The organism is Dyadobacter sp. CY312 (assembly GCF_021390535.1).
In the GTDB taxonomy this organism is placed as follows: domain Bacteria; phylum Bacteroidota; class Bacteroidia; order Cytophagales; family Spirosomataceae; genus Dyadobacter.
Window position 1 is genome coordinate 45,827 of sequence record NZ_JAJUXG010000007.1, and the last position, 24,176, is coordinate 70,002.

A 24,176-nucleotide genomic window follows, 5' to 3' on the forward strand; every position below is an offset into this window, starting at 1 on the left:
AGAGAAGTAATTGAATGTTGAAACGAGGAAATCTCTCGGATCAACTATCAATTACTTCTTTTTTAATATTTATTGTTCTCTTTTTATCGTTGGTGTGGGAATTTCTACACCCTTCAATTTATCAAAAATCAAAGTGATATTTGTGCTGTCAATTCTAAGTACTCCTTTATTCTCCCATCCGGGGCCATTAAGTTCCAGTTTATAATCACCATTTGGAAGCGTGCCTAACCTAACACTACTAAAAGCGGGCCCACTCTGCCCATTGCAATAAGTGCGAGAGCTTATTTGTTGGTATTGAATCGAAAACTGATTTTCACCAGTAATTTTTTCTGTTACAATGCTCCGGTTACCACAAGAATAACTAGTTGTCGTTTGCCCATACAGGTAAACACTTTTTTCTCCGACTACATATTGTTCCGCGACACTGATCACAATGTTTGAAGATATGACGGTATCTTCTGCTCCGACCTGCTTTTCACGGCATTGAGACAGCACAAGAACTACACCGAGCAGATATAAGTATTTGTTCACCTTCATAGAGTAGTGGTTTATGTTATACTGAAAAGATGCAGTAGGTGGAAAAATGGTTGGAATGTTTATTTAAAATAATGGAATATTTAAATTTCGCATTTCTACCTCCCGATCCGAAGCGTAGTCCCTATTCTGAAACCCATACGCTGGAATTCTGTACCATGAAATTGAGCAACTGCTTCCAGTTTCACTACCCTATAAATGTTGGCGATGCCATAAACCAGTTCGCTGTAATTACTGATCGTAGGAACTTTGAGATAATGAATCTGCAAATTCTCTGAAAGACCAGTAACCCGCAAAGGTTCAATGCGTGTCAACAGAAAATGTTGCAGCGACCAAACTGCATGTGCCTGAAAAAACCATTCGGAGGTGCTATATGTGTAATAGGGCAGCATTTTAAACTGGTGGGGTGTATCGCCCCAAAGGAAGAAAAATTCATTTCCCATAAAATGCCTGTAATCCTGAAAGTAGAGCTTGTTCTTACTCAGAAATCCACCTCCGTTAACGCTATAATCCAGACTGCTTCTTGGTCCGATATTGAGGTTCTGGCGTATTGTTCCATGTAAAATCGAATAGTCCACATCACCAACAAAAGGCAAGCCACTTTTGTAATTAATGGCGAACGAAGGTCCTCTGCTTCTTAGATAACGTTTTTCTCCATTCCGGATCAGGTATCTCCGCCAGGGACGGATGTGGGCGGTGACATCCAGTAGCAGAGCGTTGTGCTCTCCAAATCCGGTGTCGGCCAGTTCGTTATTTACCGGTTTGTTGGGAGTGTACCCAAACCGATCCCAGAGAAAAATGGGTCGTGAGCTTTGTTGGTTAATAAGTTCCTTGCGTTTTTCATACTCCAGACCAATGTCAAACCCAAAGATATCTCCGATGTTACGAAGTGAGTAGTCGGCCCGCACATAACGTTGCTGATAGAGTTTCATGAGACTTTGGTCAAAAAAACGTCCTGCAATGCTATTTGGAAAAGGTAAAATCGGATTGTTGCGGTTGAACTGAGAAGCCATTTCTCCTCCCGAAAGCATCATTGTCCAGTTATTGTTTCCAATGCTTGCTTCTACATTACCATACAACCGTTTCCTGCCAAATGAATATCGGGCAAGAGGTCGAAGGCTGAACTGGTGTGACTTACCCCATTTCTTCTGCCATTCCGTGATGATATTGAGTGCATTACCTTCAACTGCATTGTAACTTATGGACAGCAAAGGACTTTTGAAATAGAAGGTATTTCTGTTTCCAAGTGAATAAGTATTGCCGGTCGCAAGATGTCTAAGTTTGAAATGAGTTGAATCCGGCTTGGTTTTCTCCCTTTCAGCATCCTTAATAACCTTTATACTATCCTGCAAAACATAACTGTTGGATTCAGAAATGGTGAGCGGAATGGTGCGCAAATTGGCCCAGTAAGTTGTATCGCGCTTGTTGGCCATGCTGTCAACAACGATTGAATCCTGCCTTACCAGCCGGTCGTTGCCATTCATTTTTTGTTCCTTCTTCTGTTCCTTTTCGTACTGCCGGGTAAGTTTGCGGAAGTTTTTGGTCGAAAACTCCTTTTGCTCAGCGATCAGTTGATCTAATTCTTTTTTGCGGTCGGCCTTCCTGGCAACAGGAGCCTCCTTCTTGTGATCATTGATTACAATATCTTCTTTTAAACCCGGATCTACGTCCAGTTTGTTATAAGTGACCGAAACGAGATATCGGAATTCACCTGCAAATCCCAGATAACCTCCATTAATTTTGAATTGCTGATTTACGGGTAACCATACATTCTGAACAGGAGAAAAAACCTGTTTCGCAGCAATGGTCAACCCGCTGGTGGTGGTTTGTAAATCGTAGCTATGAATTGCCCATCGATCCTCAATAATAAACAGGCTGCCTTTGAAAACACCTTCTCCATAAGCTTTTGGGATAACCCTGATCTTATTTACTGTAACGCCTCTATCTTCAAAATAACCTTCATATTCAAATTTATAATAGCCAAAGGCTTTTGGTGATAATGGAGAAATTGTCCCGGCGATCTCCGGACTGTACAAGCTTGCCAGAATATATTCGTTGGGGGAGGGAATGCTATTGTCAAGACTGTTTCTGGTAGAAATGATTTTCTGGCTATAACTGGAAGGGCGGGTGTATTTTACCTCAGAAACACTCTCGTTAACAATGGATTTACCTTCCTGAACGCCTTCTTTCTTTAACCTCTTCTCAACCAGAAAAGGAATTTTTGTAGGTAAAGCCGTACTTCTTGCATAAACTTTTGCCGTGTAGCCACGCACCTGCAACTGATGAAAACGTGCCTTGGCAATCGCTTTTCTCATCACGCTATAAGCAGGATCTTCTTTGCCGCTGCCCACATTCGCTTCTGTCAGTATCAATGCCTGTTCTTCAAGCTGAACGTTCAGCTCAATAAAGTCATTGGGAACGGTTACGGATTTGGTTAACGTTTTGAAACCCAGATATTGAAAAGTAATCTCATACGAACCTTTTGCAAGCGTGAGTTCGTACCGACCTTCCTCATTGGCCATGGTGCCGTTGTTTGTCCCTTTAACCGACAAACCTGTATATGGTAGAGGCTCGCCTTTCTGCGTTGTTATTGTGCCACGAATCCCGCCACCTTTTACATCTGTGAAGAAGGGAATTAGCAGAATTAATAAAAAAGCAGTCCTCATAAGTTGGCGTGTAACCTTTGTAAACAATTAAAAATGTTTTATTCGTGCAACTGATGGCCGCAATTACTGCAATAATTCGAGTTGACAGGCATCGCTTTCCCGCAGGATAAACATTCGATGCTATTAGCCCTTTTACTTATCGGCTGGCTTCGTGACATTTCAACGGTTACAATGCCGGTGGGGACTGCGATAATTGCGTATCCCATGATCATTACAATCGAAGAAATTACCTGTCCCAACGGAGTTTGCGGTGTAAGATCGCCGTAACCCACAGTGGTAATGGTCACAATGGCCCAGTATATACTTTGAGGAATACTCGTAAAACCATGTTCTTCGCCTTCCACTACATACATAACCGTACCAATGATGAGTACCAATGCGATAATTGTAAGCATGAAAACCGTGATTTTTTGCAGACTCGCGATTATGGCCGTTTTAAGCACATGGGCATGATGTACGAAACTTGTAAGTTTCAGAATCCTGAATACTCTAAGTAGTCTTATAATGCGAATTGTAACCAGGAAATGTCCGGCTGGTAAAATGAAAGTGAGATAAAACGGGATAATCGACAGCAGATCTATAATTCCAAAAAAGCTAAAAAGATATTTCAGTGGCTTTGGGTGACTGTAAACGCGCAGCAAATATTCAATGCTGAATACGGCAGTAAAAAAAACTTCCAGCCCATGGAGAATAGGATGGTATTCATCGCGAATGGATGGTACACTTTCAAGGCAAACTGTGAGTACGCTGAGCAGAATGAGCCAAAGTAATACTAAGTCAAATTGCCGTCCGTTACGTGTGTGCGCTCCAAAAATAATTATAAAAAGCTTCCCTCGTAATGAATTACGATCTATTGCCATGGCTGATTCTGTCTGTAAGCCGGCAATGTAATAAAAGCCTTGTTATTGAACAAAAACGAAGTTTCGACTACTTTCGACCCTTGGTCGAATAATAGTAGAAACTTCGTTTTCTTATGAAACTTGTGCGGCTTTCAGAATTCCTGCAAAAGCTTAATCACATTTTCCATCAGGAGTACAGGATGCACCATCGGCGAAGTTGATCAGCGGGGCCGGATTTGCTTTTTCCCATTCACCAAAAGATTTTTCAAGGGCACCTAAAAAAGTTTCAGGTTGCTGTGCACCGGAAACGGCATACTTTCTATCCAGAACAAAAAACGGAACGCCACGTGCGCCGACCTGCTGTGCCTCATAAATATCTTTTCGAACCTCATCGCTGAATTCGGTTCCTTCCAGTACGGTTTTTAGTTCATTGGTATCTATACCAATTTGTGATCCCAATTCTAATAATGTATCGTGATCAGCCGTATTTTTACCATCGGTGAAATAAGCTTTGAACAATTGCTCTTCTGCATCATCACCCTTGCCTTTTGTTTTGGCATACTGAACAAATCGGTGGGCGTCAAAGGAATTAGCTACCACAGCTTTGTCTAAATGGTAGTCCAGACCAACCTCTGCTGCAATACTGCTCACATGCTCGTTCATTTGCGCGGCGTGTTCCAGCGTCCAGCCTTTTGCATCAGCCAGGTATTCATTCAGACTTCTGCCTGGCTCTGTCTTAATTGCAGGGTTGAGCTGAAAGCTTTTCCATTCAACCTGAATTTTATCTTTTTGAGGAAATTGTTCCAGTGCCGCTTCGAACTTCCGTTTGCCGATATAGCAGAACGGACACATCACATCACTCCATATTTCGACTTTCATAATTGTCAGTTTTTATCAAGTAGTTAAAAGAAGTTAGCGTAGTTACGAAAGTTACTGCCGCTTTGCCCTAACAGCTAAATCGCTGTAAAAAGATCCTCATTAGATCTTCTTACTTTTTTTGCAGAAGCAAGGTGGTCACTCGTACTGTCACGGTAACCTAAGGTCATCATAACTACGCTTTTCAAACCTTTTTTATTCAGTTCTAGAATGTCGTCCAACTTGGCATTATTGAATCCTTCCATGGGTGTTGAGTCTATATGCTCGCTTGCAGCAGCAACAGATGCATGCCCTAATGCAATATAAGCCTGGCGGGCTGCCCAGTCGAAGTTTGTTTGCTCTGTTCTATCCAGAATACTATCCGAAATTTTTTGCTGAAATTGCTCTAAGGAAGCAACCTCGATGCCTCGGGTTTTTGCAATCAGATTCATGTATTGAGTAATGTGCTCAGCTGTAATTTTCTCCCAAACTGCGAAGACAAGAAGGTGAGAAGATTCCTTGATTTGAGGTTGTTGCGCAGCCTCGTTAAAAATCCTTTCTTTTAATGTTTTATCGCTGATAACAAGAATATTGTAAGGTTGTAAGCCAACTGAAGATGGGGAAAGTTTTATGGCTTCAAGAATTGTATTTAATTTTTCCTCTGGAATAGATTCGCCAGTCATTCTCTTTGCAGCGTATCTCCAGTTTAGTTTTTCTATAAGGTCACTCATTTTTGTGTATCTGTTAAATATTGATGTGCAAACTTAAATAAATATACTATATATTTGTAAGTACTATACCAAAGGATAGTTAAATAAGTATAAAAATGGAAGTGGCAGAACAAATAATAACGAAAAAGCATACTCTGGGCGAATGTACCAGAAGCATTCTGCCTGTTCGGGATGCGTTGGAAGTGTTAAGTGGAAAGTGGAAATTGCCAATCATCATCTCACTGATGTTTGGCAATAAGCGTTTTTCTCAGGTGGCCAAGGAAATTCCCAATATTACTGATAAAATGTTGTCAAAGGAGTTGAGAGATTTGGAAGCCAATTGTTTGGTGAAACGGACCGTTTACGACTCCATCCCGGTGGTGGTTGAATACTCTTTAACCGAATACGGACATTCGTTAAAGCCTGTTATAGAGGTGCTTCGTGACTGGGGAACAACCCACCGTGAGAGGATAATGGGGAAGGCGGAGGTGTTGGTTTAAGGTAAATTATTAAACTCAAATTCTGTATATTTGTTAAAAGCGACTGTAAATTTTTTAGCTTATGGATCGGATTGTAATTGAAGTTGGAGATAATTTAGCTCGTAGATGGCGGAATGCTACGCCGGAGGTAAAACAGGCAGTATCTCAGGAGGTCGATCAGTTTCTCAATACAATTTTGGAAAAAAATGCTGAGGATGTGTGGCCATTTCTGGAAGAACTAAGAGCAAAAGCGGAGCAAAAAGGTTTCAGTGATGAAATATTGGAGCAAATCCTGAATGAAAAATAGGTTTGTCTTTGATACCAATACGCTGATCAGTGCAGCACTCTCGCCCAATTCTACAAATGCTTTGGCGATTAAGCGAGCAATGATTCTGGGAGAAATTGTTTATTCAAATTCAACCTGGGATGAGTTTTTAAATGTGCTGTTTCGTGCAAAATTCGATAAATATTTCACTATTGAAGAAAGAGAAGAAGTTGCAGATAGATTTCTTCTTCGGTTTCTGCAAATAGATGTTGATGTGGTTGTAACAGATTGCAGGGATCCAAAAGACAATATGTTTTTGGAGCTTGCAATAAGTGCAAAGGCGGTTTGTATAATTTCGGGAGATCTCGACCTCCTTGTTCTTAATACATTCAGAAACATCCCAATTATAAATGCAGCAGCATTTTTAAGCTCTTTCTAAAAATCTTATAACAACAAAAAGGCCTGCACATTCGAATCGAACTTGCAGGCCTTTTGTTATTTCAGTTAAAATCAACCCAGTTGATTGATGCAGTTCAAATCTTCGAATGCAACTTTCAAACGAGCGATCATGCTGTCTTCACCTTTGCGCAACCAAACGCGTGGATCGTAGTATTTTTTGTTTGGAGAATCTGGTCCGTCCGGGCTACCAAGCTGGGTTTGCAGATATCCTTCTTTTTCTTTGTAGTATTTCAAAATACCTTCCCAAGTTGACCACTGAACGTCAGTATCGATGTTCATTTTGATCGCACCATATTCAATTGCTTCACGGATTTCAGCGCGTGAAGATCCTGATCCACCGTGGAATACGAAGTTTACAGGAAGTTCACCGGTTCCGAATTTCTGCTTGATGAATTCCTGAGAATTGTGAAGAATTTTCGGTTCAAGTTTCACATTACCCGGCTTGTATACACCGTGAACGTTTCCAAATGCAGCAGCAATTGTAAAGTTTGGAGATATTTTCAGAAGCTCTTCGTATGCGTAAGCAACCTCTTCTGGCTGTGTGTAAAGTTTCGAACTGTCGACATCGCTATTATCAACTCCATCTTCTTCGCCACCCGTTACACCAAGTTCAATTTCAATCGTCATGCCTATTTTGGCCATACGTTCGAAATATTTAGCAGAAATCTCAATGTTCTCTTCAATCGGCTCTTCCGAAAGATCCAGCATGTGAGAGCTATATAGAGGCACTCCGTACTGATCAAAATGTTTTTCGCCAGCGTCCAAAAGACCATCGATCCATGGAAGCAATTTTTTAGCGCAGTGGTCGGTGTGCAAAATTACAGGAACGCCGTAAAGTGCAGCCATCTGGTGCACATGCTGAGCTCCGGAAATACCACCTGCTATGGCAGCCTGTTGGTTTGCGTTAGAAAGGCTTTTTCCTGCATAGAAAATAGCGCCGCCATTGGAGAACTGTATAATTACAGGGCTGTTAACAGCCTTTGCCGTTTCAAGAACTGCGTTTACTGAATTGGTACCTACCACATTAACTGCCGGAAGGGCGTAGTTGTTTTGGTTGGCATGACGGAAAATTTCGCTAACTCCATCACCGGTTACAACACCAGGTGCAAAGCGTTTAGTGGTTTCGCTCATAGTAAAATAGGATATTTTTTCAAGAAATAATTTTACAATTCAGATAATTGCACTGAATCGTACAGCAATTGCTGCAAGTTAGGTATTTTACAGAAATTGAAATGAATATTGGAACGTTATTATGCGATTTGCAGAACATTTGCCTGCCTTCGGTCATTTTAAACCAATCTGCGTATCTTTGAACAGGAATGCAGAAAGCAACAGCTTTTTCTCTTGAATTGAATACCGATATATTATGAATCCCAAGCTAATAAAAACCATATTACTTGCACTTGCCGCCGGCTTCTTTTTTGTCTGGATTTTAGAATTCCGCCGTGCCGGAATGGCAGAAAGTTACTGGCTCCTGCTACTGAGCATTGTGTGTTTGCTTAATTTCCAGTTCCGGCGTCTTAAAGCATCTTTACTTCTAAAAAGAGAAGAGGAAGCAAAGGCGGAGGCCGCAAAAAACTTGCCCACCAAATCGGCTAAAAAATGATATTCCTTTTCATTACCGCAGTTGTTTTTTTCGTGTTGGCAGGATATTACGGAGCAGTTCGCTCTGTATTACTTGATATTTCAATCGACCGTTATTCAATGCGGCATGAAAAAGCAGAGGAGGTATATCAGACCCTTTATTGGAGGAGAATTCTGCGAATGCTGCGCCTCCTTGTGGTTGGGCTCGGATGCTTTTCGGCAGCGGGCTTTGTATACACAGCTTTAATAAACAGTGGAGGTTCAGGTGAAAACTTTGTAATGTTTTTGCTGTTTGTTGCGCTTGCAGTATTCTGGATGTTGTCCTACACCAGCTGGGTGAAAATTGGACGAAATTTTCCTGCCTTACTTGACCTTCAAACCTTTGCTGTAAAGTTTGGAGAATGGCTCATAACCCCGCTTTTCTGGGTCATAGAGCCTTTTGTAAAAGAGAATATCCTTTCGCCATCCCTCCGCGACGACGCCATTTCGGCGGATGATCCTGATTTTGACGATCACAGTATTGAAGAACGTATGTTTATCAATGCGCTTGACTTTAAGGATTTACGCATTCGCGATTGTATGATCCCACGTACAGAAATCTCCGCAGTTAACGTAAATGCAAGTATAGAGGATCTGAGAAGAATTTTCCTGAGCAGCGGTCATTCCAAGATTATTGTACACCGCGATTCTGTGGATGACGTTCTTGGATATTGCCATGCCTTATCGCTATTCAAAAAGCCAAAGGAAATCAGTAACATTATTACTCCGATTCTTATTGTACCTGAGGCGATGCCCGCCAGTGACCTTATGCTACGTTTTCTCGAAGAAAGAAGAAGCCTTGCTTTGGTAGTGGATGAGTTTGGCGGGACATCGGGTCTTGTGAGTGTAGAAGATGTGGTGGAGCAGATATTCGGGGAAATTCAGGATGAATATGATTCGACCGAAGACTGGACGGAGAGAGCCATTGATGATCATACTTACATTCTCAGCGCCCGTCATGAAATCGACTATCTGAATGAAAAATATGGTTGGGAATTACCAGAAGGGGATTATGACACACTGGCCGGAATGATCATTCATCATCATGGCGATTTACCTGATGTGAATGATACGCTCAACTTGCCGCCCTATTCGTTTCAGGTGGTTTCCATGCAGGATACAAGAATTGAATTGGTGCGGTTGAAAATTGAGGAAAAAGAGAAGGGTGTGAAGAATTAAGGAGTGAGGAGTTAAGAAGTTAGAGAATTAAGGAGTTAAGAATTAAGAATAAAGAAGTTAAGCATTAGGAATAAAGAATTTAAGGAATTAAGAATTAACCGGGGTCGCGTCCGACAATAACGCATTAACAATTAACATTTAATCATTAATAACTACCCATTGACAACTAACAACTTCTCCAGACTTTTTCTCGCATCACTTACACTTTTCATGCTGATGCAAAATTTGGTTTTTGCTCAAATAGCGAATTTGAAGCATGACATTGAGACAATTTCGGAGGAAGCAAAAGGAATAGTGGGAGTTGGGATCATGGATTTGAAAACCGGGGAGAAAATTTTGCTAAATGAAGATCATCAGTTTCCCATGCAAAGCGTTTTCAAATTTCCTTTGGGAATGGCAGTGATGGGTCAGGTGGATAAAGGAAAGCTGTCTTTAAGCCAAAAAGTACATGTTACAAAAGAAGACTTGAATCCTAAAACGTGGAGCCCTTTACAAAAGAAATATCCTGAGGGCGGGGTAGACGTTACTATTGAAGATTTACTTAAATACACAGTTTCACAAAGCGATAACAATGGATGCGATATTCTGTTCAGGCTTGTCGGTGGTCCGAAGCAGGTTGACAAATATGTGAAAGGTCTTGGCGTGAAGGAAATGAACATCGTTGCTACGGAAGAAGAAATGTCAAAGAGTTGGGATGTGCAGTATACGAATTGGTGCCGTCCGTCAGGGATGTTGAAACTGCTGGATGTGTTTTACAAATCACAGAAGCTTTCTAAAACGAGCACTGAATTTCTGATGAAATTACTCATTGAGACTACAACTGGCCCCAATAGAATGAAGGGATTGCTACCCAAAGATGCCGTTGTTGCTCACAAAACAGGTACATCAGGAACAAATGCAGCGGGTATACTGGCGGCGGCCAACGATGCCGGCATTATGATACTGCCAAATGGTAAACAAATTGCAGTCGTCGTGTACGTATCGGAGACGCGTGTTGATGAAAAGACACGTGACGGAGTTATCGCTAAAATTACCAGGGCCGCATGGGATTACTATTCAGCTAAATAATTACAATTTTATCCCATTTTAAAAAGTAAGCAACCATTGCAAATCACAGTTGAAAATATAGGCAAGAAGTTCGTTCGGGAATGGATTTTCCGCAATGCCAGTTTTGATCTGCTGGCCGGAGAAAAATATACTTTTGTCGGACCTAATGGGAGCGGTAAATCGACATTAATGCAGCTTTTGACCGGAATGTTTCCTGCTTCGGAAGGAGTTATTAAGTACACCGATGCGAATGGTAAAAACATTGAGACAGACCAGTGGTATAAACACATTGTGATTGCAGCGCCTTACATGGAGCTTGTGGAGGAGTTCACGCTTCGCGAACAGGTTAGCTTTCATTCCAGGTTTAAGCCTTTGAAAAATGGCATTTCTTTACCCGAATTCGAAGATTTTATACAACTTGCCCATGCAAGTGATAAGTTGATCAGGCATTTTTCCTCAGGAATGAAACAACGACTGAAACTCGGACTGGCTTTTATGTCCGATGTGCCGGTCATTTTTCTTGACGAACCTACAACGAACCTGGATACGCAGGGATTTCAATGGTATATCGATAATGTTACCAGATATACTGATAATCAGATGCTGCTGTTGGGTTCGAATGTAAAACAAGAATATGAGTTTTGTGAAAATATCATTTCTGTTTCCGCGTTCAAACAGATATAATTAGAATGAGAAAGTATGATAAAAAATGTACTGTTTCTCCTGATTTACCTTCTCTTTGTGTCTTCCGTCGTCAATGCCGGAGGTATGTATTTTATTGAGAACAAAGGACAATGGGATTCTGATATCCTATACCGTACCGAAGTTCCGGGAGGTTTTCTTTTCCTGAAAAAACAATCACTTGTTTACGTGTTTTATGATGCTGCCAAAGTTGCCGCTTTGCATGGAAAACGGTCCGGTCTGAATGATGCAGTCAGTCTGAACGGAGTCGCTCAAAATGCAGCTGCCTCTAAACCAAACAGCCTAAAAGCTCCCGTTCTCAATGGCATTGCAGCGCACGGGGTTGAAGTTAAAATGCTCAACGCTTCTGCTACTGTAAGCCATAAAGCTACGCGACCGGTAAAATCTCAATTCAATTATTTTCTTGGGAACAATTCAGATTCATGGGCTTCCAATGTTCAGGCGTTTGAAGAGGTGCGTTATGAAAATGTCTATCCGGGTATCGATATGCGCATATACATGCACGAGTTTACGCTCAAATATGAGTTCATCTTGCAACCATCGTCTAATGCGGATGCTATCGCACTCAAATATGAAGGAGCATCTGATCTTTCGTTAAGTGAGGAGGGGCAGGTTATCATAAAAACGCCGCTATCGTCTTTTAAAGAAGCCGTTCCCTATTCTTTTCAGCAGGTTGGGAAAAAAACGGTTGAAGTGAAATCAAAATTTGTCCTGAAAGACGGAAACACCGTTCATTTTGCTCTTCCCGATGGGTACAACAAATCTGAAAAGCTGGTTATTGACCCGGAACTGATTTTTTCAACTTATTCTGGTTCGGCGGCTGACAACTGGGGGCATACCGCTACTTATGATGATGACGGTAATCTATATTCCGGAGGGACCGTTTTTGGAAGCAATTTCCCTACAACAACTGGTGCTTATCAGGTACGTTTTCAGGGAATGGTCGACGTGGCTATCATGAAGTTTAGCCCCGATGGGAGCGAACTGCTTTATGCAACTTATCTGGGTGGCAGCAGTACAGATATTCCCAATAGCCTGATCGTCAATAGTAAAAAAGAGCTCGTTATTCTTGGTACAACTTCTTCTCTTAATTTCCCTGCAACCACTACTGCTTTTCAGAAAACCTTTGGAGGAGGTACAGCTGTCTTCCCAATCTCAGGGCTGGATATGCCCAATGGAAGTGACATTTTTATTGCCAAATTATCGACAGAGGGCAAACAGCTTTTGGCATCAACCTTCATTGGTGGCCGTGGTAACGATGGATTGAGTACAGAAGAAAACGTGACCGTTAAAAACTACGGAGACAGTTTTCGAGGAGAAGTGGTGGTAGATAAGGAGGATAACATCATAGCGGTAACTTCCACAACGTCAGTTAATTTTCCCTTGAGAAATCCGGTTCAAAGCACTTTGTCTGGCAGGCAGGATGGTGTTTTGTTTAAACTTACCACCAATCTCAATACGTTGCTATGGAGCACTTATGTAGGTGGAAATGAATACGATGCTGCGTTTTCTGTCAAAGTGACCAGTAGCGGAGATACCTACTTAACAGGAATTACGCAAAGCACGAATCTGGCGGTGCATACAACCGCAATTCAGCCAAAATTAAAAGGAGATGAAGACGCTTTTATAGCCAGGTATTCGAATGAAAAACTTGCAGGAATCACTTATTTGGGTACCGACTCGTCTGATGGTGCATATCTTCTGGATCTTGATAAAAGTGGAAATGTCTATGTATACGGAATAACCTACGGCAGTTACCCTGTGAGCAGCGGCGTTTACAGCAATGCGAAAAGCGGTCAGTTTATTCATGCACTGAGTGCTGATTTGAGCAAAACAGTTTTTTCAACGGTAATAGGTTCGGGAAGAGGTACGCCTGACATTTCTCCAACTGCGTTTTTGGTTAATGAATGTGGCAATATTTACATCGCAGGCTGGGGTGGAGATGTCAACATTGTAAGCTTACATAACCTGGCAAGTAATACAAATGGAATGGTTGTGACGCCGGATGCTATTCAATCTCAAACCAATGGCAACAATTTTTACATAGCCATTTTGGAAGAAGGGGCAAAGTCGTTGCTGTATGCCACCTACTTCGGTAGTCTGGATCGTTCAGGTAATTCGCAGGGAGACCACGTCGATGGAGGTACAAGCAGGTTTGATAAAAATGGCGTCATCTACCATGCGACTTGTGCCTGCGGTGGCAGCCATTTCCCGGTGACATCCCAGGCGTGGTCGACAACCAATAAGAGTGAAAACTGTAACAATGCTGCCTTCAAAATTGATATTGACAGACTGAAAGCAGACTTTGATGTTTACGATGGAGACAAGAAAGATGTACTAAGTGGCTGCGCACCATTGACATTGTCATTTGAAAATACCAGCGAAGGAGGAGTAGATTACCTATGGGACGTAAATGGCAGTACCATTTCAAGAGAGGAAAACGGCGGTGACTTTGTATTCAGAACGCCTGGTGAATACATAGTTACTTTAAGAGCTTTTAATCGACTGTCGTGCAAAAGGGTAGATGTGGCGCAAAAGAAAATTGTTGTGGGAACCATTAACGCCACGGTTACTGCAGACACAACGGTTTGTGAAAATACTACTTTAAAACTGAGCGCTTCTGGGGGTACGAAATACAAATGGTCACCATCAAAAGGAATGCGTGATTCTTTAAGTGCTTCGCCAGCAATTCTTATAAATGAAAGTGCAACCTATACCGTAGAAATAAGCAATGTGGAAGGATGTAAAGTGACGAGGCAGGTGAAAGTGAGTGTAGAAAAGAAGTCTGATTTTATTGAAATGCCCGATTTGGAAGTCTGTGCCGGAGCTTCGACCACACTCTCTGTTACGGGCGGAGCAACAAAATTTCGCTGGTTGGCTGCACCCGGCTTGCCCGAAACTTTCGGGAATTCAGTTACGGTACAACCGGAATCGACAACCACATATACCGTTGAAGGTTTGTATGCGGATGGCTGTAAGCCGATCAGGCAAATTACGGTTAACGTGGATCGTTCCTATGAACCAGATTTTGAGATCGTGAGATCGGGAGAATCCTGCAATGGGCCATTTAGCTATGGAATGTTAAATAAGACCTCCAACGCAGCCAGGCATGAATGGAACCTGGGTGTCGGTAATGCGGTAAATGAGGTGAACGTTGAGAACTACGTTTATGAAACTCCGGGTGAATATGTTGTAACCCTCACATCTTACAATGTAGCCGGTTGCGCTTTATCTGCTACGAAGAAGCTGAACGCTGAGCCACCATTCATTCTTGCGAATGTAATAACACCAAACGGCGATGGTAAAAATGACTTTTTTCATGTGCCGGTTGCAAAGTCTTCACTGGAAATTTACAATCGCTGGGGGAAGAAAATATTTCAGTCGGCGGATTACAAAAATGACTGGGGGAAAGGAATTAGTAATGGAACCTATTACTACGTTGTGAATACACCAAACGGGAAAAACTGTAAAGGCTGGCTCGAAGTGCTGGAATGATCTGAGAACCAGGATTTATTTATTCAAATGCTTTCATGCTCTCTTATTTATATTAATTTTACATAAGCAAACAAATCAAATAATATTAACATGAAAAAAATACTTGCACTTCTATTTATGACAGTGTCTTTTTGTGCTGTTCAGGCTCAAACGGATGAAAGTTTTGGTAAAAAAATAGATGCGAAAAAAGCGATAACCGCAAGTGCTCTTCCTGAAAAAATGGGAAAGGAAGAGAAAATGGATGCCAAAGTTACCGGAACTGTGGAGTCGGTTTGTCAGGTTAAAGGTTGCTGGATGAAGGTGAAAATGGATAACGGTGAAACAATGCGTGTAATGTTTAAAGATTATGCATTTTTTGTTCCTAAAGATATAGCAGGAAAAACGGTTGTCTTCGAAGGAGAAGCACAGAAAAAACTGGTTTCGGTTGAACATTTACAGCACTATGCGCAGGATGCCGGTAAAAGCAAAGAAGAAATTGCAAAGATTACCGAGCCAAAGCAAGAGTTAACATTTATAGCTGACGGTGTAATTGTTAAATAGTTTAGCACCGTAATAGGTAATAACCTTACTGAGGACACTTTTGTAGCAATACATTGGTGTCCATTTTTTATTTATGAAAATCAAGATTTTTATATTCTTCGTACTCTTCGTTTTTGTCAAAAACCAGTCATTTTCTCAGTCAGCTGTACTAAAATGGAGAAATCCGGAAAATGAAGCGCAAAACGTAGTAGAAGGACGGGCCTGGTCGAAGGAAGTGAAAAATCCGTATGACAGATTTCCGGCCCGTGCAGAGAAGGATGTAAGAAAACAGGTTTGGGATTTATCCAGGCAGTCTGCTGGCTTAATGATCCGTTTTCGTTCAAACGCTGAACAGATTAAAATCAGGTATACAGTCGGTGGAAATCATGCTTTGCCTCATATGCCTGCAACTGGTGTAAGCGGCGTGGATCTATACGCCGTTTCAAGTGATGGTGATGAACTTTGGTGTGCGGGAAAATATGCTTTTAAGGATACTATTTCATATGATTTTCAGAATCTCAATCCTAACGATCAATATCATAAACATGGTCGGGAGTACCGGCTTTTTCTTCCTTTATACAACAGCGTGAAATGGCTGGAAGTCGGGGTTCCCGAAGGGACAGAGTTTAAATTTTTACCTATACGACCTGAAAAACCTATTGTTGCATATGGTACGTCCATCATGCAGGGTGCCTGTGCATCTCGTCCCGGTATGGCATGGACTTCCATATTGAGCCGAAAAATGGATCGGCCGCTCATTAATCTGGGTTTTTCTGGAAACGGAAGACTGGAAAAGGAAGTGACCGACCTTGTTGCCGAAGTGGAGGCCAGTGTTTACATTCTCGATTGTCTTCCAAATCTGACCATTCGCACCGATAGTGTTTACAGTATGACCGCAACGGAAGTAGCCAAGCGAATCAAAGATGCGGTGAGGACTTTGAAAAATAAACACACGGATACACCAATTGCGTTGGCAGGGCATCCCGGCTGTACGGATGGCGCCATTAATCCCAAAAGACTTTCCTATTGTCAGGAAGCAAACAAGGTATTGACTGAAACTTTTGCCGAACTAAAGGCGGAAGGAATACAGGGTATTTACCTTATTCCAAGTGATGATTTTCAACAGGGAATTGAAACTATGGTGGATGGCACGCATCCGACAGACCTTGGCATGATGCTTTATGCGCAGGGCTACGAAAAACACCTTCGTAAAATACTGCATGAAGAAGCTGGGACGATGATGACGACCAGGCCACGTACTCAGCTACGAGAGTTGAATAATTATGATTGGGAAACCCGGCACCGGGATATTTTAGAACTGAATTCTAAAACTCCACCTAAAACCGTGGTGATTGGTAATTCCATCACACATTTTTGGGGAGGATTGCCAAAAGGTCCGCGCGCAGTTGGAGAAACGTCATGGTCGGATACATTCGGGAAAAACAAAGTTCTGAATGCAGGTTATGGTTGGGACAGGATCGAAAACGTGTTGTGGCGTATTTACAGCGGCGAATTGGATGGATTTACAGCCAATCAAATTTTCGTCAATATTGGTACCAATAACCTTCAACATAATACTGACGAGCAGATTGTAGAAGGCTGGGAATTGTTGATAAATGCGATTAAACAGCGCCAACCCACGGCTGGACTTTACATGATAGGAATTTATCCGAGAAGAAATCAGGAAGAACGTGTAACTAAAATCAATTTGCAACTCGCCAAACTATGCGGATCACTAAACATCCATTACATCAATCCCGGAAAAGTATTTTTAAAATCCGATGGCAAAATTGACGAAGGCATGTTCTCCGACGGTCTGCATCCAAACGAAAAGGGATATACAAAGCTGGGAGCTGCAATAAAGCCTTATGTGAAGTGATTTTTTTAGGGAGTGAGACGTAAAATGTGAAAAGTGGGGGGCACATTGTAGCCAATTATTTTATGCCCGGCCTACCAACATTCGTGTCTTAATGGCAAAAAAAGTGAAAAATAAATCATCTCACTTTTCACTCAAATCGAACAGCTAATTCAACACTATCCCCAAACCGAACAGAATTACGAACAAAAGCGTAGACAATGCCATTTGTTTGAGATATGGATCGAGTTCTGATGCTTTTTTTAGTCTCGTAATTGCCAATCCGTTTTTGATAAACAAGGGAAAACTAAGAAGGAAAAGCAAACTGGTAAAGCTGGAAAAGTTTTGGATCGTATAAATCAAAATACAAAGCATGCCTGTAAGCAATATCGTCCAGTGATAGATAACCGCCTTTTCACGTCCAAGTCTTACAGGAATTGAATTTTTACCAGTAGCTCTGTCCGATTCGATATCACGGATGTTGTTGATGTTCAATACACCCACAGCAAAAAGTCCGCAACTGCTAGCAGGTAGTAGCAAATCCCAGTTCCAAACCAGCGTATGCAGGTAGCTGCTGCCAATAACGCCTACCCAGCCGAAGAATACAAGAACAGATAAATCTCCCAGTCCCACGTAGCCATATGGGCGCTTTCCTGCTGTATATGTTATGGCCGCGATTATACAGGCAATCCCGATTCCGAGAAAAACCCAAAAGGTATTCGCCGGAGCATTTTTCAAAGCAATGGTCAGTAACGCTATCCCGGAAATCAGCGCAAGGATTGAGAAAACGATAATGGCTTTGAGCATGGTGGAGGCCGGAATAGCGCCCGAGTGAACTGCACGTATAGGGCCTTCCCGCAGTTCGGTATCTTTTCCGTTTACAGCATCACCGTAATCATTGGCAAAGTTGGATAGTACCTGCAACAATATCGTCGTCAGTACGCTGAGCGAAGCGACTGTCCAGCTAAAATTTCCCGTTGCAGCAGCCAGGAAGCTGCCCATTAGTATACAGGAAAGGGCAAGAGGTAATGTGCGGGGACGTGCTGCTTCTATCCAGGATTTCATTGTTTTTCGTAAAAGTTATTTTGGAGAGGTATTTAAAAACCCATAGGCATACACATTTTACAATGCATGGCTATGGGTTTAATCACTTATCCGATATTGTAATCACAATTGACATGTATCAGATTCCTACTGCCTTCAAAAATTCAGGATCAGTAGGAAGTATTTTAGAGGCAAAAAACTGGGTCAATTCACCGTTTTCATTCACTACATATTTGCAGAAATTCCATGAAGGTTCTTTGTCGTTCCAGCCATTAAGATCTTTTGTACTTAGCCATTTGTAAAGAGGCGCTTTGTTTTCTCCCTTCACTTCTACTTTTTCAAACATTGGAAACGTAACACCGTAAGTCGCTGAGCAGAACGTCGCGATTTCTTCGCTTGTACCTGGTTCCTGGCCACCAAAGTTGTTGGACGGGAAACCCAATACAACAACTTTGTCTCCATGATCCTTGTTGAATTTTTCCCAGTCAGCATACTGCTTGGTATATCCGCACTTAGATGCAACATTAAGAATAACCACTTTTTTCCCTTTATACTGGCTTAGGTCAACTACCTTGTCTCCAACAAGAGACTTTACTTTAAAATCGTATAAAGATTGCTTGGCAACAGGTACTTCGGCAGGCCTTTTTACAATTTCGCTTTTGTCGGCAAAAATACCCGTGATCAGTGATGTAATCATGATAAAAACTGTCTTTAAAAAGTCCATATTAATTATTGGTTATCGGTTAAAAGTAATAGCAAAAATCAGTTTTATTATTGATCTAACTAATTGCTTAAAGCAGATCGCTAAGAGCTATTTAATCCAAATCAGACTGGTCATTCAGCTGTTTATCCTGGCCCGGCTTACATTCTTTCCGGTACATCTATTCCCAATAACTCCAAAGCGCTGTGAATCGTTTCAGAAACGACTTTGGATAACGCAATTCTAAATTTTACAGCTTCCGGATCAGGATCCTGGAAAATGGAAACCTCTGCATAAAACTGGTTGTACACCTTCGCCAGCTCAAAAGCGTACAATGAAATCACAGAAGGAGCGAATTCGTTGGCAGCAGTAAGAACGCGGGACGGGTACAGCGATAATGAGAAGATAAGCTCCTTTTCTGCTGCGTGAATTTTATAGTTTTCAGACGGTACCGTTGGAATCAATCCACTCTGCTCCGCTTTGCGTAAAATAGAGCGTATTCGTGCATAAGTGTATTGTATGAATGGACCTGTATGTCCTTGGAAATCAATTGATTCTTCCGGGTTGAAAAGCATTCTTTTCTTAGGGTCAACCTTCAAAAGGAAATATTTTAAAGCACCAAGAGCAAGCTGATCGTATAGCTTTTTGGCTTCTGCGCTTTCAAAATCGTCAATTTTTCCTAATTCTTGTGTGCGATCCGCTGCGGTTTGAATCATCTGAGAAACCAGTTCATCGGCATCCACTACGGTACCTTCACGCGATTTCATTTTACCTGATGGAAGGTCAACCATACCATAACTGATGTGGTAACAACCATCTGCATAAGGACGTCCCAATCTTTTTAATATTGCAAAAAGAACTTTGAAATGGTAATCCTGCTCATTTCCCACAACCCATAAGTATCTGTTATTGTGAAAATCGCTGAATTTCAGTTCGGTTGTTCCAAGATCCTGGGTAATGTATACCGAAGTTCCATCGCCACGAAGCACCAATTTTTCATCAAGGCCTTCTTCTTTCAGATCTATCCATACAGAATTGTCGTCTTTTCGGAAGAATACATTCTTTTTAAGCCCTTCTTCGATGATATCTTTTCCTAACAAATAGGTGTTGGATTCGTAATAGGTTTTGTCAAATGCAACACCGATTTTATCGTATGTCTGGCGGAAACCGTCATACACCCAGCCATTCATTTTATTCCAAAGATCCACAACAGCCTGGTCGCCCTGTTCCCAGGCCAGAAGAAGCTGCTGCGCTTCGAGCATCCACGGTGCTTTTTTAGCGGCGAGTTCCTCACTCATGCCTTCTTCTACCAGCTTACCGATTTGTGCTTTGTATTCTTTATCAAACAGCACGTAATACTTACCCGCAAGATGGTCGCCTTTCAACCCAGACGATTCCGGAGTTTCGCCGTTGCCAAGCTCACGGTAAGCGAGCATAGACTTGCAGATGTGAATTCCACGGTCGTTAACCAGGCAGGTCTTCACAACATCATAGCCGCTGGCTTTCAGGATTCTGGCGAGAGAGTCTCCCAGAAAGTTATTTCTTAAATGTCCGAGATGGAGCGGTTTATTGGTATTTGGAGATGAGAATTCAACCATCACCGACTCCCCGTTTGAGGGGAAAGTGCCAAATGCAGGATTTGTAAGAATGCTATCGAATAGTCCCCGCCAGGTCGAATCTTTTAGGCTCAGGTTCAGAAATCCCTGCACGACGTTGAAATGTGAAACAAGAGAAGAACTCTCCTGAAGTTCGGTGCCAATGATCTGACCTATTTCGGCTGGGGATTTTCTTGCAGTTTTGCTTAGCGAGAAAGTAACAAATGTGTAAAATCCTTCAAATTCCTTTTTGGTAGGTTGCAAAATGATATCGTCCGCAGCTACATCGAAATGTTTCTGGATTGCTATTCTTATATCTTCTTTTAAAATTGCTTCAATCGTCATGAAAATTATTTTAAATTGACAGTCAGTGCTTTTCTGAGAATTCAGGGTAGATTTCTCTTATTTTTTATTTGAATAAAAATATTATCAGTATTAATAAGGATGTTATCCTTTTTGATGCAAAATTAGGGTAAATATTGAACCGACTTGCACCCCGGTAAAAGAAGTTATGAAACAGGTATTGATTGGCTGAAGGAATAGGACGAAAAATCCCCTTTGTGGTCCGTATCTTATTCATAAAACGTTAAAATTAACCTTTGGCAAATGAAGAGGCGAATTCTATACAATGTATTTTCTGTAGTATTTCTTTCTGCCGGCCTGGCGCTTATCTGTCCGGCTTATGCTCAGCTCGAACAATCCGATCGGCTGGAAATTCCTGCAAGTTCTTATTCTACCGAGCAGTTTGAGGTTTTTGGCCTGGGAGAAGAGGGAATCTTATCCGTGATACGCGGAGACCCTTTTTCGAGCCGGAGCGAGCAATGGCAGTTTGTCAAGTATGATACAACGCTTAAAGCAGTATGGCGGAATGCCTACAAACTTGATTTTAGATATACGCCCGTGATGGCGCACAAAACGGAGCACTTTGGCTATTGGCTTTTCGCTGAGCCGGATACCGACCGCTTTCTTTTTTTAAAACTCAATTTTTCTGACGGTACGATAGATATTCACAAAGGAAACCTGTTGGCTGGCGTAGATGTGCAGCAGTTCAAAGTGATTGGAAGTAAGGCTCTTATTTCGGGTTATTACAGGTCCAGACCGGTGGTATTGGTTCATTCTTTCTTCGACCATACAACCAGGGTATTACCAGGCCTCTACGAGAAGAACACGGAGATTAATAATGTGGACATCAATGAAGTGGACGGGTACATCAATGTGATTACCTACGCGTATCGTAAAAAGAACTGTGTATTTGAAATAAAAACTTACAGTTATGAAGGGAAGTTGCTGAAAAAAACAACGCTAAGTGATCCTAAAAACAGCTTCATATCCGGCCAGATTGTACCATTAAATCCTGACGATTCTTATCTGATAGGAAATTATTCTGTGGGATGTACGCCTTATTCCCAAGGGCTGTATGTTACACACATTGAGCATAATGAACCAGCGCAGCCGGAGTTTATAGAGTTCTCGGAATTGCAGAACTTTTTCAACTTTATGAAGCCTAAACGGCGCCAGAAAATGCTGGAGCGCATTGGGAAGCGTAAAAGTATGGGTAAGGAAAATAGGTTTCGTTACAGGTTACTTGTGCATGAACTGATCCAGACGGAGAATGAAATTGTGCTGGTTGCAGAGGTATACTACCCGAATCAAAGGTCTACTACACCCGTTATTTCCGGGGGAATGACCCGACCTTATATCTCCCGTTCAATAGAAGGATATCGCTATACACACGCTATCGTCTGTGGCTTTGACAGAAATGGGAAATTCAAATGGGATAATTGTATAACCATCAAAGATCTGACCAGTTTTGATCTTCAGGAAATGGTGCAAATCACACGTGTTGATGATTATTTTGTTTTGGCATACCCGCAAGAAGGTGAAATCCATACGGAGGTCATCAGAAGAGACAAGGTGGTTGTGCAAGGTGAAAAGTTCAAAATTGAAACCAAGCAGGAGGGACAGAAAATTCTTAACAACGAAGACGGCTACCTGTTACCATGGTACGGACAGTATTTTCTTGCCTATGGAATGCAGAGAGTTGGAGGCTCATCAATAGGGCAGGGAAAGGAAGTTTTCTATGTCAACAAGCTCAATTACAAAACCGAAGATATAGGTAAGGTGGAAAATGCTGAGGATAAGGAGCTCAGGTAAGCTTAGTTTTTAAGTTAAAAGTTTACAGTAAAAAAGTTACAATAAACAGTTTTTGTTGCTGATTATTAATTGAATGGGCAAATAATGCGGGGCTAGAAACAGGGCCTGTTTACTTAACTGTAAACTCATTTTAGACTGTAAACCTGCAAACTAATCCACCATCCAGATGTGATCAGCAGTAAATCCCTGTTCTTTCCACTCTACCTGTACCCTCTGGCTTTCAAGCGTGCTTACTTTCATGCCTACATAATCAGGTTCAATCGGGAGCTCACGGTTGTAGCGTCTGTCAATCAATACCAGTAATTCGACCATCTTGGGTCGCCCAAAGGCCGTCATGGCATCCAGTGCGGCTCTTACCATTCGTCCGCTAGCCAGCACATCGTCTATAAGTATCACACGTTTTCCTTCGATCAGGAAAGGAACATTTGTTTTGTTTGGTAAAAGCGGGGAATCCCTGCGGCGAAAGTCATCTCTGTAAAAAGTGGCATCCAAATGACCAATGGGAATATCCTTTCCCGTAATTTGTCGTAATTCTGTAATTACACGTTCTGCAAAGTGGATTCCTCTTGGCTGAAGACCCATGACAACAGAATTGGAAAAATCCTGATGGTTTTCAATAAGTTGCTGGCAGAGCCGGCTGGTCATAATTTCCAGCAGCGGGCTGCTTAGTATCAATCGTTTTTGGGGCGTCATGTATTTTGCATGAATTTTAGCCTAAATTAACTTGACAATTGTGAAATCTAAAACTTTTCAGGTTAATAGATTTGTTAATTTATTTCGGGATCGCTTTCTCAATTAGCTTATTTTGCGATTTGATCCGCTTGAACATACAATATTGCACAAATGAAATACCTCATTGCCGGCCTTGGAAATATAGGTCCTGAATACGCGCTAACCAGACATAATGTAGGTTTCATGGTTTTGGACAGACTTGCTGCGTCCAATGGTTTTACATTTTCTTTCGAAAAACTGGCGTTTGTTGCCGAATGGAAGCACAAAGGGCGCCAGTTCTATTTTATTAAGCCGACTACTTTCATGAATCTGAGCGGGAAAGCGATCCGGTACTATATGGATCAGTTTAAAATTTCACCTGAAAACCTTTTGGTAGTTGTAGACGAGCTGCAACTGGAGTTTGGTACACTCAGGCTAAAACCGAAAGGCAGCCACGGCGGACATAACGGACTCAGGCATATTGAGGAGGTTTTAGGCAACTCCAATTACTCCAGACTGAGGTTCGGGATAGGTAATAATTTTCCTCGCGGAAGACAGGTAGATTATGTTTTGAAGGCGTTTTCGAAAGACGAAATGGTAGAATTGCCTATCTTTTTGGACCGGGCAGGGGATATGGTCGTTTCGTTTTGCACTTTGGGTATACAAGCTACAATGAATAATTATAATCAATGATTGTATTTTTTTAAGAATTTATAATTATTTCAAGAATCATATAAATTTTGGC

22 protein-coding genes are annotated in these 24,176 nt (G+C 41.7%); 12 read left to right on the forward strand and 10 right to left on the reverse strand.

Translation table 11 applies throughout. The annotated features are described in order from the left end of the window. Positions 1-69 precede the first annotated feature (69 nt). From LZG71_RS09970 to LZG71_RS09990, 5 genes are all read right to left on the reverse strand, one after another. On the reverse strand, positions 70-537 hold the full coding sequence (locus tag LZG71_RS09970; protein ID WP_233819928.1) for a hypothetical protein: 468 nt from the start codon (positions 535-537) through the stop codon (positions 70-72). 95 nt (positions 538-632) lie between these two features. Further along, complete coding sequence (locus tag LZG71_RS09975; protein ID WP_233819929.1) at positions 633-3,200, reverse strand: DUF5686 and carboxypeptidase regulatory-like domain-containing protein; 2,568 nt, start codon at positions 3,198-3,200, stop codon at positions 633-635. Between the two features lie 38 nt (positions 3,201-3,238). After that, on the reverse strand, positions 3,239-4,060 hold the full coding sequence (locus LZG71_RS09980; RefSeq protein WP_233819930.1) for an ion transporter: 822 nt from the start codon (positions 4,058-4,060) through the stop codon (positions 3,239-3,241). Positions 4,061-4,210: 150 nt separating this feature from the next. Next, a complete protein-coding gene (locus LZG71_RS09985; RefSeq protein WP_233819931.1) occupies positions 4,211-4,918 on the reverse strand; it encodes a DsbA family protein in 708 nt (235 codons plus the stop codon). 74 nt (positions 4,919-4,992) lie between these two features. Next, a complete protein-coding gene (locus LZG71_RS09990) occupies positions 4,993-5,625 on the reverse strand; it encodes an NAD(P)H-dependent oxidoreductase (protein WP_233819933.1) in 633 nt (210 codons plus the stop codon). Between the two features lie 95 nt (positions 5,626-5,720). On the opposite strand from LZG71_RS09990, the gene LZG71_RS09995 reads away from it, so the two are divergent. From LZG71_RS09995 to LZG71_RS10005, 3 genes are all read left to right on the forward strand, one after another. Then, positions 5,721-6,104 carry a helix-turn-helix domain-containing protein gene (locus LZG71_RS09995; protein WP_233819937.1) on the forward strand — a complete coding sequence of 128 codons (384 nt, stop codon included), beginning with the start codon at positions 5,721-5,723 and terminating at the stop codon, positions 6,102-6,104. A 61-nt stretch (positions 6,105-6,165) separates the two neighbouring features. Continuing rightward, positions 6,166-6,390, forward strand: coding sequence for a hypothetical protein (locus tag LZG71_RS10000; protein WP_233819939.1), 225 nt, complete (start codon positions 6,166-6,168; stop codon positions 6,388-6,390). Further along, a complete protein-coding gene (locus tag LZG71_RS10005) occupies positions 6,380-6,787 on the forward strand; it encodes a putative toxin-antitoxin system toxin component, PIN family (protein WP_233819943.1) in 408 nt (135 codons plus the stop codon). The genes LZG71_RS10000 and LZG71_RS10005 overlap by 11 nt, the downstream gene beginning before the upstream one ends. A 71-nt stretch (positions 6,788-6,858) precedes the next feature. Here LZG71_RS10005 and fbaA read toward each other — a convergent pair whose 3' ends face one another. Further along, complete coding sequence (gene fbaA, locus LZG71_RS10010; RefSeq protein ID WP_233819945.1) at positions 6,859-7,938, reverse strand: class II fructose-bisphosphate aldolase; 1,080 nt, start codon at positions 7,936-7,938, stop codon at positions 6,859-6,861. Between the two features lie 235 nt (positions 7,939-8,173). Between fbaA and LZG71_RS10015 the strand changes: the two genes are divergently transcribed. The 7 genes from LZG71_RS10015 to LZG71_RS10045 all read left to right on the forward strand — a co-directional run bounded on the left by LZG71_RS10015 (position 8,174) and on the right by LZG71_RS10045 (position 17,251). Beyond that, on the forward strand, positions 8,174-8,413 hold the full coding sequence (locus LZG71_RS10015; RefSeq protein WP_233819946.1) for a hypothetical protein: 240 nt from the start codon (positions 8,174-8,176) through the stop codon (positions 8,411-8,413). Beyond that, positions 8,410-9,609 (forward strand): hemolysin family protein, encoded by a 1,200-nt coding sequence (locus tag LZG71_RS10020; protein ID WP_233819948.1) that lies wholly within the window; start codon positions 8,410-8,412, stop codon positions 9,607-9,609. Before LZG71_RS10015 ends, LZG71_RS10020 begins: the two co-directional genes overlap by 4 nt. A gap of 216 nt (positions 9,610-9,825) precedes the next feature. Continuing rightward, entirely contained in the window at positions 9,826-10,677 is an 852-nt protein-coding gene (gene bla, locus LZG71_RS10025; protein ID WP_233819950.1) for a class A beta-lactamase, subclass A2, read from the forward strand. A gap of 36 nt (positions 10,678-10,713) precedes the next feature. Further along, entirely contained in the window at positions 10,714-11,340 is a 627-nt protein-coding gene (locus tag LZG71_RS10030; protein ID WP_233819952.1) for an ABC transporter ATP-binding protein, read from the forward strand. Between the two features lie 15 nt (positions 11,341-11,355). Continuing rightward, a complete protein-coding gene (locus tag LZG71_RS10035) occupies positions 11,356-14,853 on the forward strand; it encodes a gliding motility-associated C-terminal domain-containing protein (RefSeq protein ID WP_233819955.1) in 3,498 nt (1,165 codons plus the stop codon). A gap of 90 nt (positions 14,854-14,943) precedes the next feature. Further along, positions 14,944-15,393, forward strand: a complete 450-nt coding sequence (locus tag LZG71_RS10040) for a DUF4920 domain-containing protein (protein WP_233819957.1) — start codon at positions 14,944-14,946, stop codon at positions 15,391-15,393. A 73-nt stretch (positions 15,394-15,466) separates the two neighbouring features. Further along, the gene (locus LZG71_RS10045; RefSeq protein ID WP_233819959.1) at positions 15,467-17,251 is read left to right on the forward strand and encodes an SGNH/GDSL hydrolase family protein; all 1,785 of its coding nucleotides are present in this window, start codon (positions 15,467-15,469) and stop codon (positions 17,249-17,251) included. Positions 17,252-17,395: 144 nt separating this feature from the next. Here LZG71_RS10045 and LZG71_RS10050 read toward each other — a convergent pair whose 3' ends face one another. From LZG71_RS10050 to argS, 3 genes are all read right to left on the reverse strand, one after another. Then, complete coding sequence (locus LZG71_RS10050) at positions 17,396-18,292, reverse strand: 1,4-dihydroxy-2-naphthoate polyprenyltransferase (protein ID WP_233819961.1); 897 nt, start codon at positions 18,290-18,292, stop codon at positions 17,396-17,398. 118 nt (positions 18,293-18,410) lie between these two features. Beyond that, a complete protein-coding gene (locus LZG71_RS10055; RefSeq protein ID WP_233819963.1) occupies positions 18,411-18,968 on the reverse strand; it encodes a glutathione peroxidase in 558 nt (185 codons plus the stop codon). Positions 18,969-19,132: 164 nt separating this feature from the next. Then, positions 19,133-20,911 (reverse strand): arginine--tRNA ligase, encoded by a 1,779-nt coding sequence (gene argS / locus LZG71_RS10060; protein WP_233819969.1) that lies wholly within the window; start codon positions 20,909-20,911, stop codon positions 19,133-19,135. 261 nt (positions 20,912-21,172) lie between these two features. Between argS and LZG71_RS10065 the strand changes: the two genes are divergently transcribed. Next, positions 21,173-22,720: a hypothetical protein gene (locus LZG71_RS10065; protein WP_233819971.1), complete on the forward strand. Its 1,548-nt coding sequence runs from the start codon at positions 21,173-21,175 to the stop codon at positions 22,718-22,720. A 150-nt stretch (positions 22,721-22,870) separates the two neighbouring features. Here the strand turns inward: LZG71_RS10065 and pyrR are convergent, their stop codons facing one another. Next, entirely contained in the window at positions 22,871-23,413 is a 543-nt protein-coding gene (pyrR, locus tag LZG71_RS10070; protein ID WP_233819973.1) for a bifunctional pyr operon transcriptional regulator/uracil phosphoribosyltransferase PyrR, read from the reverse strand. A gap of 150 nt (positions 23,414-23,563) precedes the next feature. On the opposite strand from pyrR, the gene pth reads away from it, so the two are divergent. Next, the gene (gene pth, locus LZG71_RS10075; RefSeq protein WP_233819977.1) at positions 23,564-24,124 is read left to right on the forward strand and encodes an aminoacyl-tRNA hydrolase; all 561 of its coding nucleotides are present in this window, start codon (positions 23,564-23,566) and stop codon (positions 24,122-24,124) included. Positions 24,125-24,176 lie beyond the last annotated feature (52 nt).

Bases quoted from the DNA above. Each gene is read 5' to 3' on its own strand.
- LZG71_RS09970 (WP_233819928.1), bottom strand. From the start codon at position 537: ATGAAGGTGAACAAATACTTATATCTGCTCGGTGTAGTTCTTGTGCTG.
- LZG71_RS09975 (WP_233819929.1), bottom strand. From the start codon at position 3,200: ATGAGGACTGCTTTTTTATTAATTCTGCTAATTCCCTTCTTCACAGAT.
- LZG71_RS09980 (WP_233819930.1), bottom strand. From the start codon at position 4,060: ATGGCAATAGATCGTAATTCATTACGAGGGAAGCTTTTTATAATTATT.
- LZG71_RS09985 (WP_233819931.1), bottom strand. From the start codon at position 4,918: ATGAAAGTCGAAATATGGAGTGATGTGATGTGTCCGTTCTGCTATATC.
- LZG71_RS09990 (WP_233819933.1), bottom strand. From the start codon at position 5,625: ATGAGTGACCTTATAGAAAAACTAAACTGGAGATACGCTGCAAAGAGA.
- LZG71_RS09995 (WP_233819937.1), top strand. From the start codon at position 5,721: ATGGAAGTGGCAGAACAAATAATAACGAAAAAGCATACTCTGGGCGAA.
- LZG71_RS10000 (WP_233819939.1), top strand. From the start codon at position 6,166: ATGGATCGGATTGTAATTGAAGTTGGAGATAATTTAGCTCGTAGATGG.
- LZG71_RS10005 (WP_233819943.1), top strand. From the start codon at position 6,380: ATGAAAAATAGGTTTGTCTTTGATACCAATACGCTGATCAGTGCAGCA.
- fbaA (WP_233819945.1), bottom strand. From the start codon at position 7,938: ATGAGCGAAACCACTAAACGCTTTGCACCTGGTGTTGTAACCGGTGAT.
- LZG71_RS10015 (WP_233819946.1), top strand. From the start codon at position 8,174: ATGAATCCCAAGCTAATAAAAACCATATTACTTGCACTTGCCGCCGGC.
- LZG71_RS10020 (WP_233819948.1), top strand. From the start codon at position 8,410: ATGATATTCCTTTTCATTACCGCAGTTGTTTTTTTCGTGTTGGCAGGA.
- bla (WP_233819950.1), top strand. From the start codon at position 9,826: ATGCAAAATTTGGTTTTTGCTCAAATAGCGAATTTGAAGCATGACATT.
- LZG71_RS10035 (WP_233819955.1), top strand. From the start codon at position 11,356: ATGATAAAAAATGTACTGTTTCTCCTGATTTACCTTCTCTTTGTGTCT.
- LZG71_RS10040 (WP_233819957.1), top strand. From the start codon at position 14,944: ATGAAAAAAATACTTGCACTTCTATTTATGACAGTGTCTTTTTGTGCT.
- LZG71_RS10045 (WP_233819959.1), top strand. From the start codon at position 15,467: ATGAAAATCAAGATTTTTATATTCTTCGTACTCTTCGTTTTTGTCAAA.
- LZG71_RS10050 (WP_233819961.1), bottom strand. From the start codon at position 18,292: ATGAAATCCTGGATAGAAGCAGCACGTCCCCGCACATTACCTCTTGCC.
- LZG71_RS10055 (WP_233819963.1), bottom strand. From the start codon at position 18,968: ATGATTACATCACTGATCACGGGTATTTTTGCCGACAAAAGCGAAATT.
- argS (WP_233819969.1), bottom strand. From the start codon at position 20,911: ATGACGATTGAAGCAATTTTAAAAGAAGATATAAGAATAGCAATCCAG.
- LZG71_RS10065 (WP_233819971.1), top strand. From the start codon at position 21,173: ATGAAGAGGCGAATTCTATACAATGTATTTTCTGTAGTATTTCTTTCT.
- pyrR (WP_233819973.1), bottom strand. From the start codon at position 23,413: ATGACGCCCCAAAAACGATTGATACTAAGCAGCCCGCTGCTGGAAATT.
- pth (WP_233819977.1), top strand. From the start codon at position 23,564: ATGAAATACCTCATTGCCGGCCTTGGAAATATAGGTCCTGAATACGCG.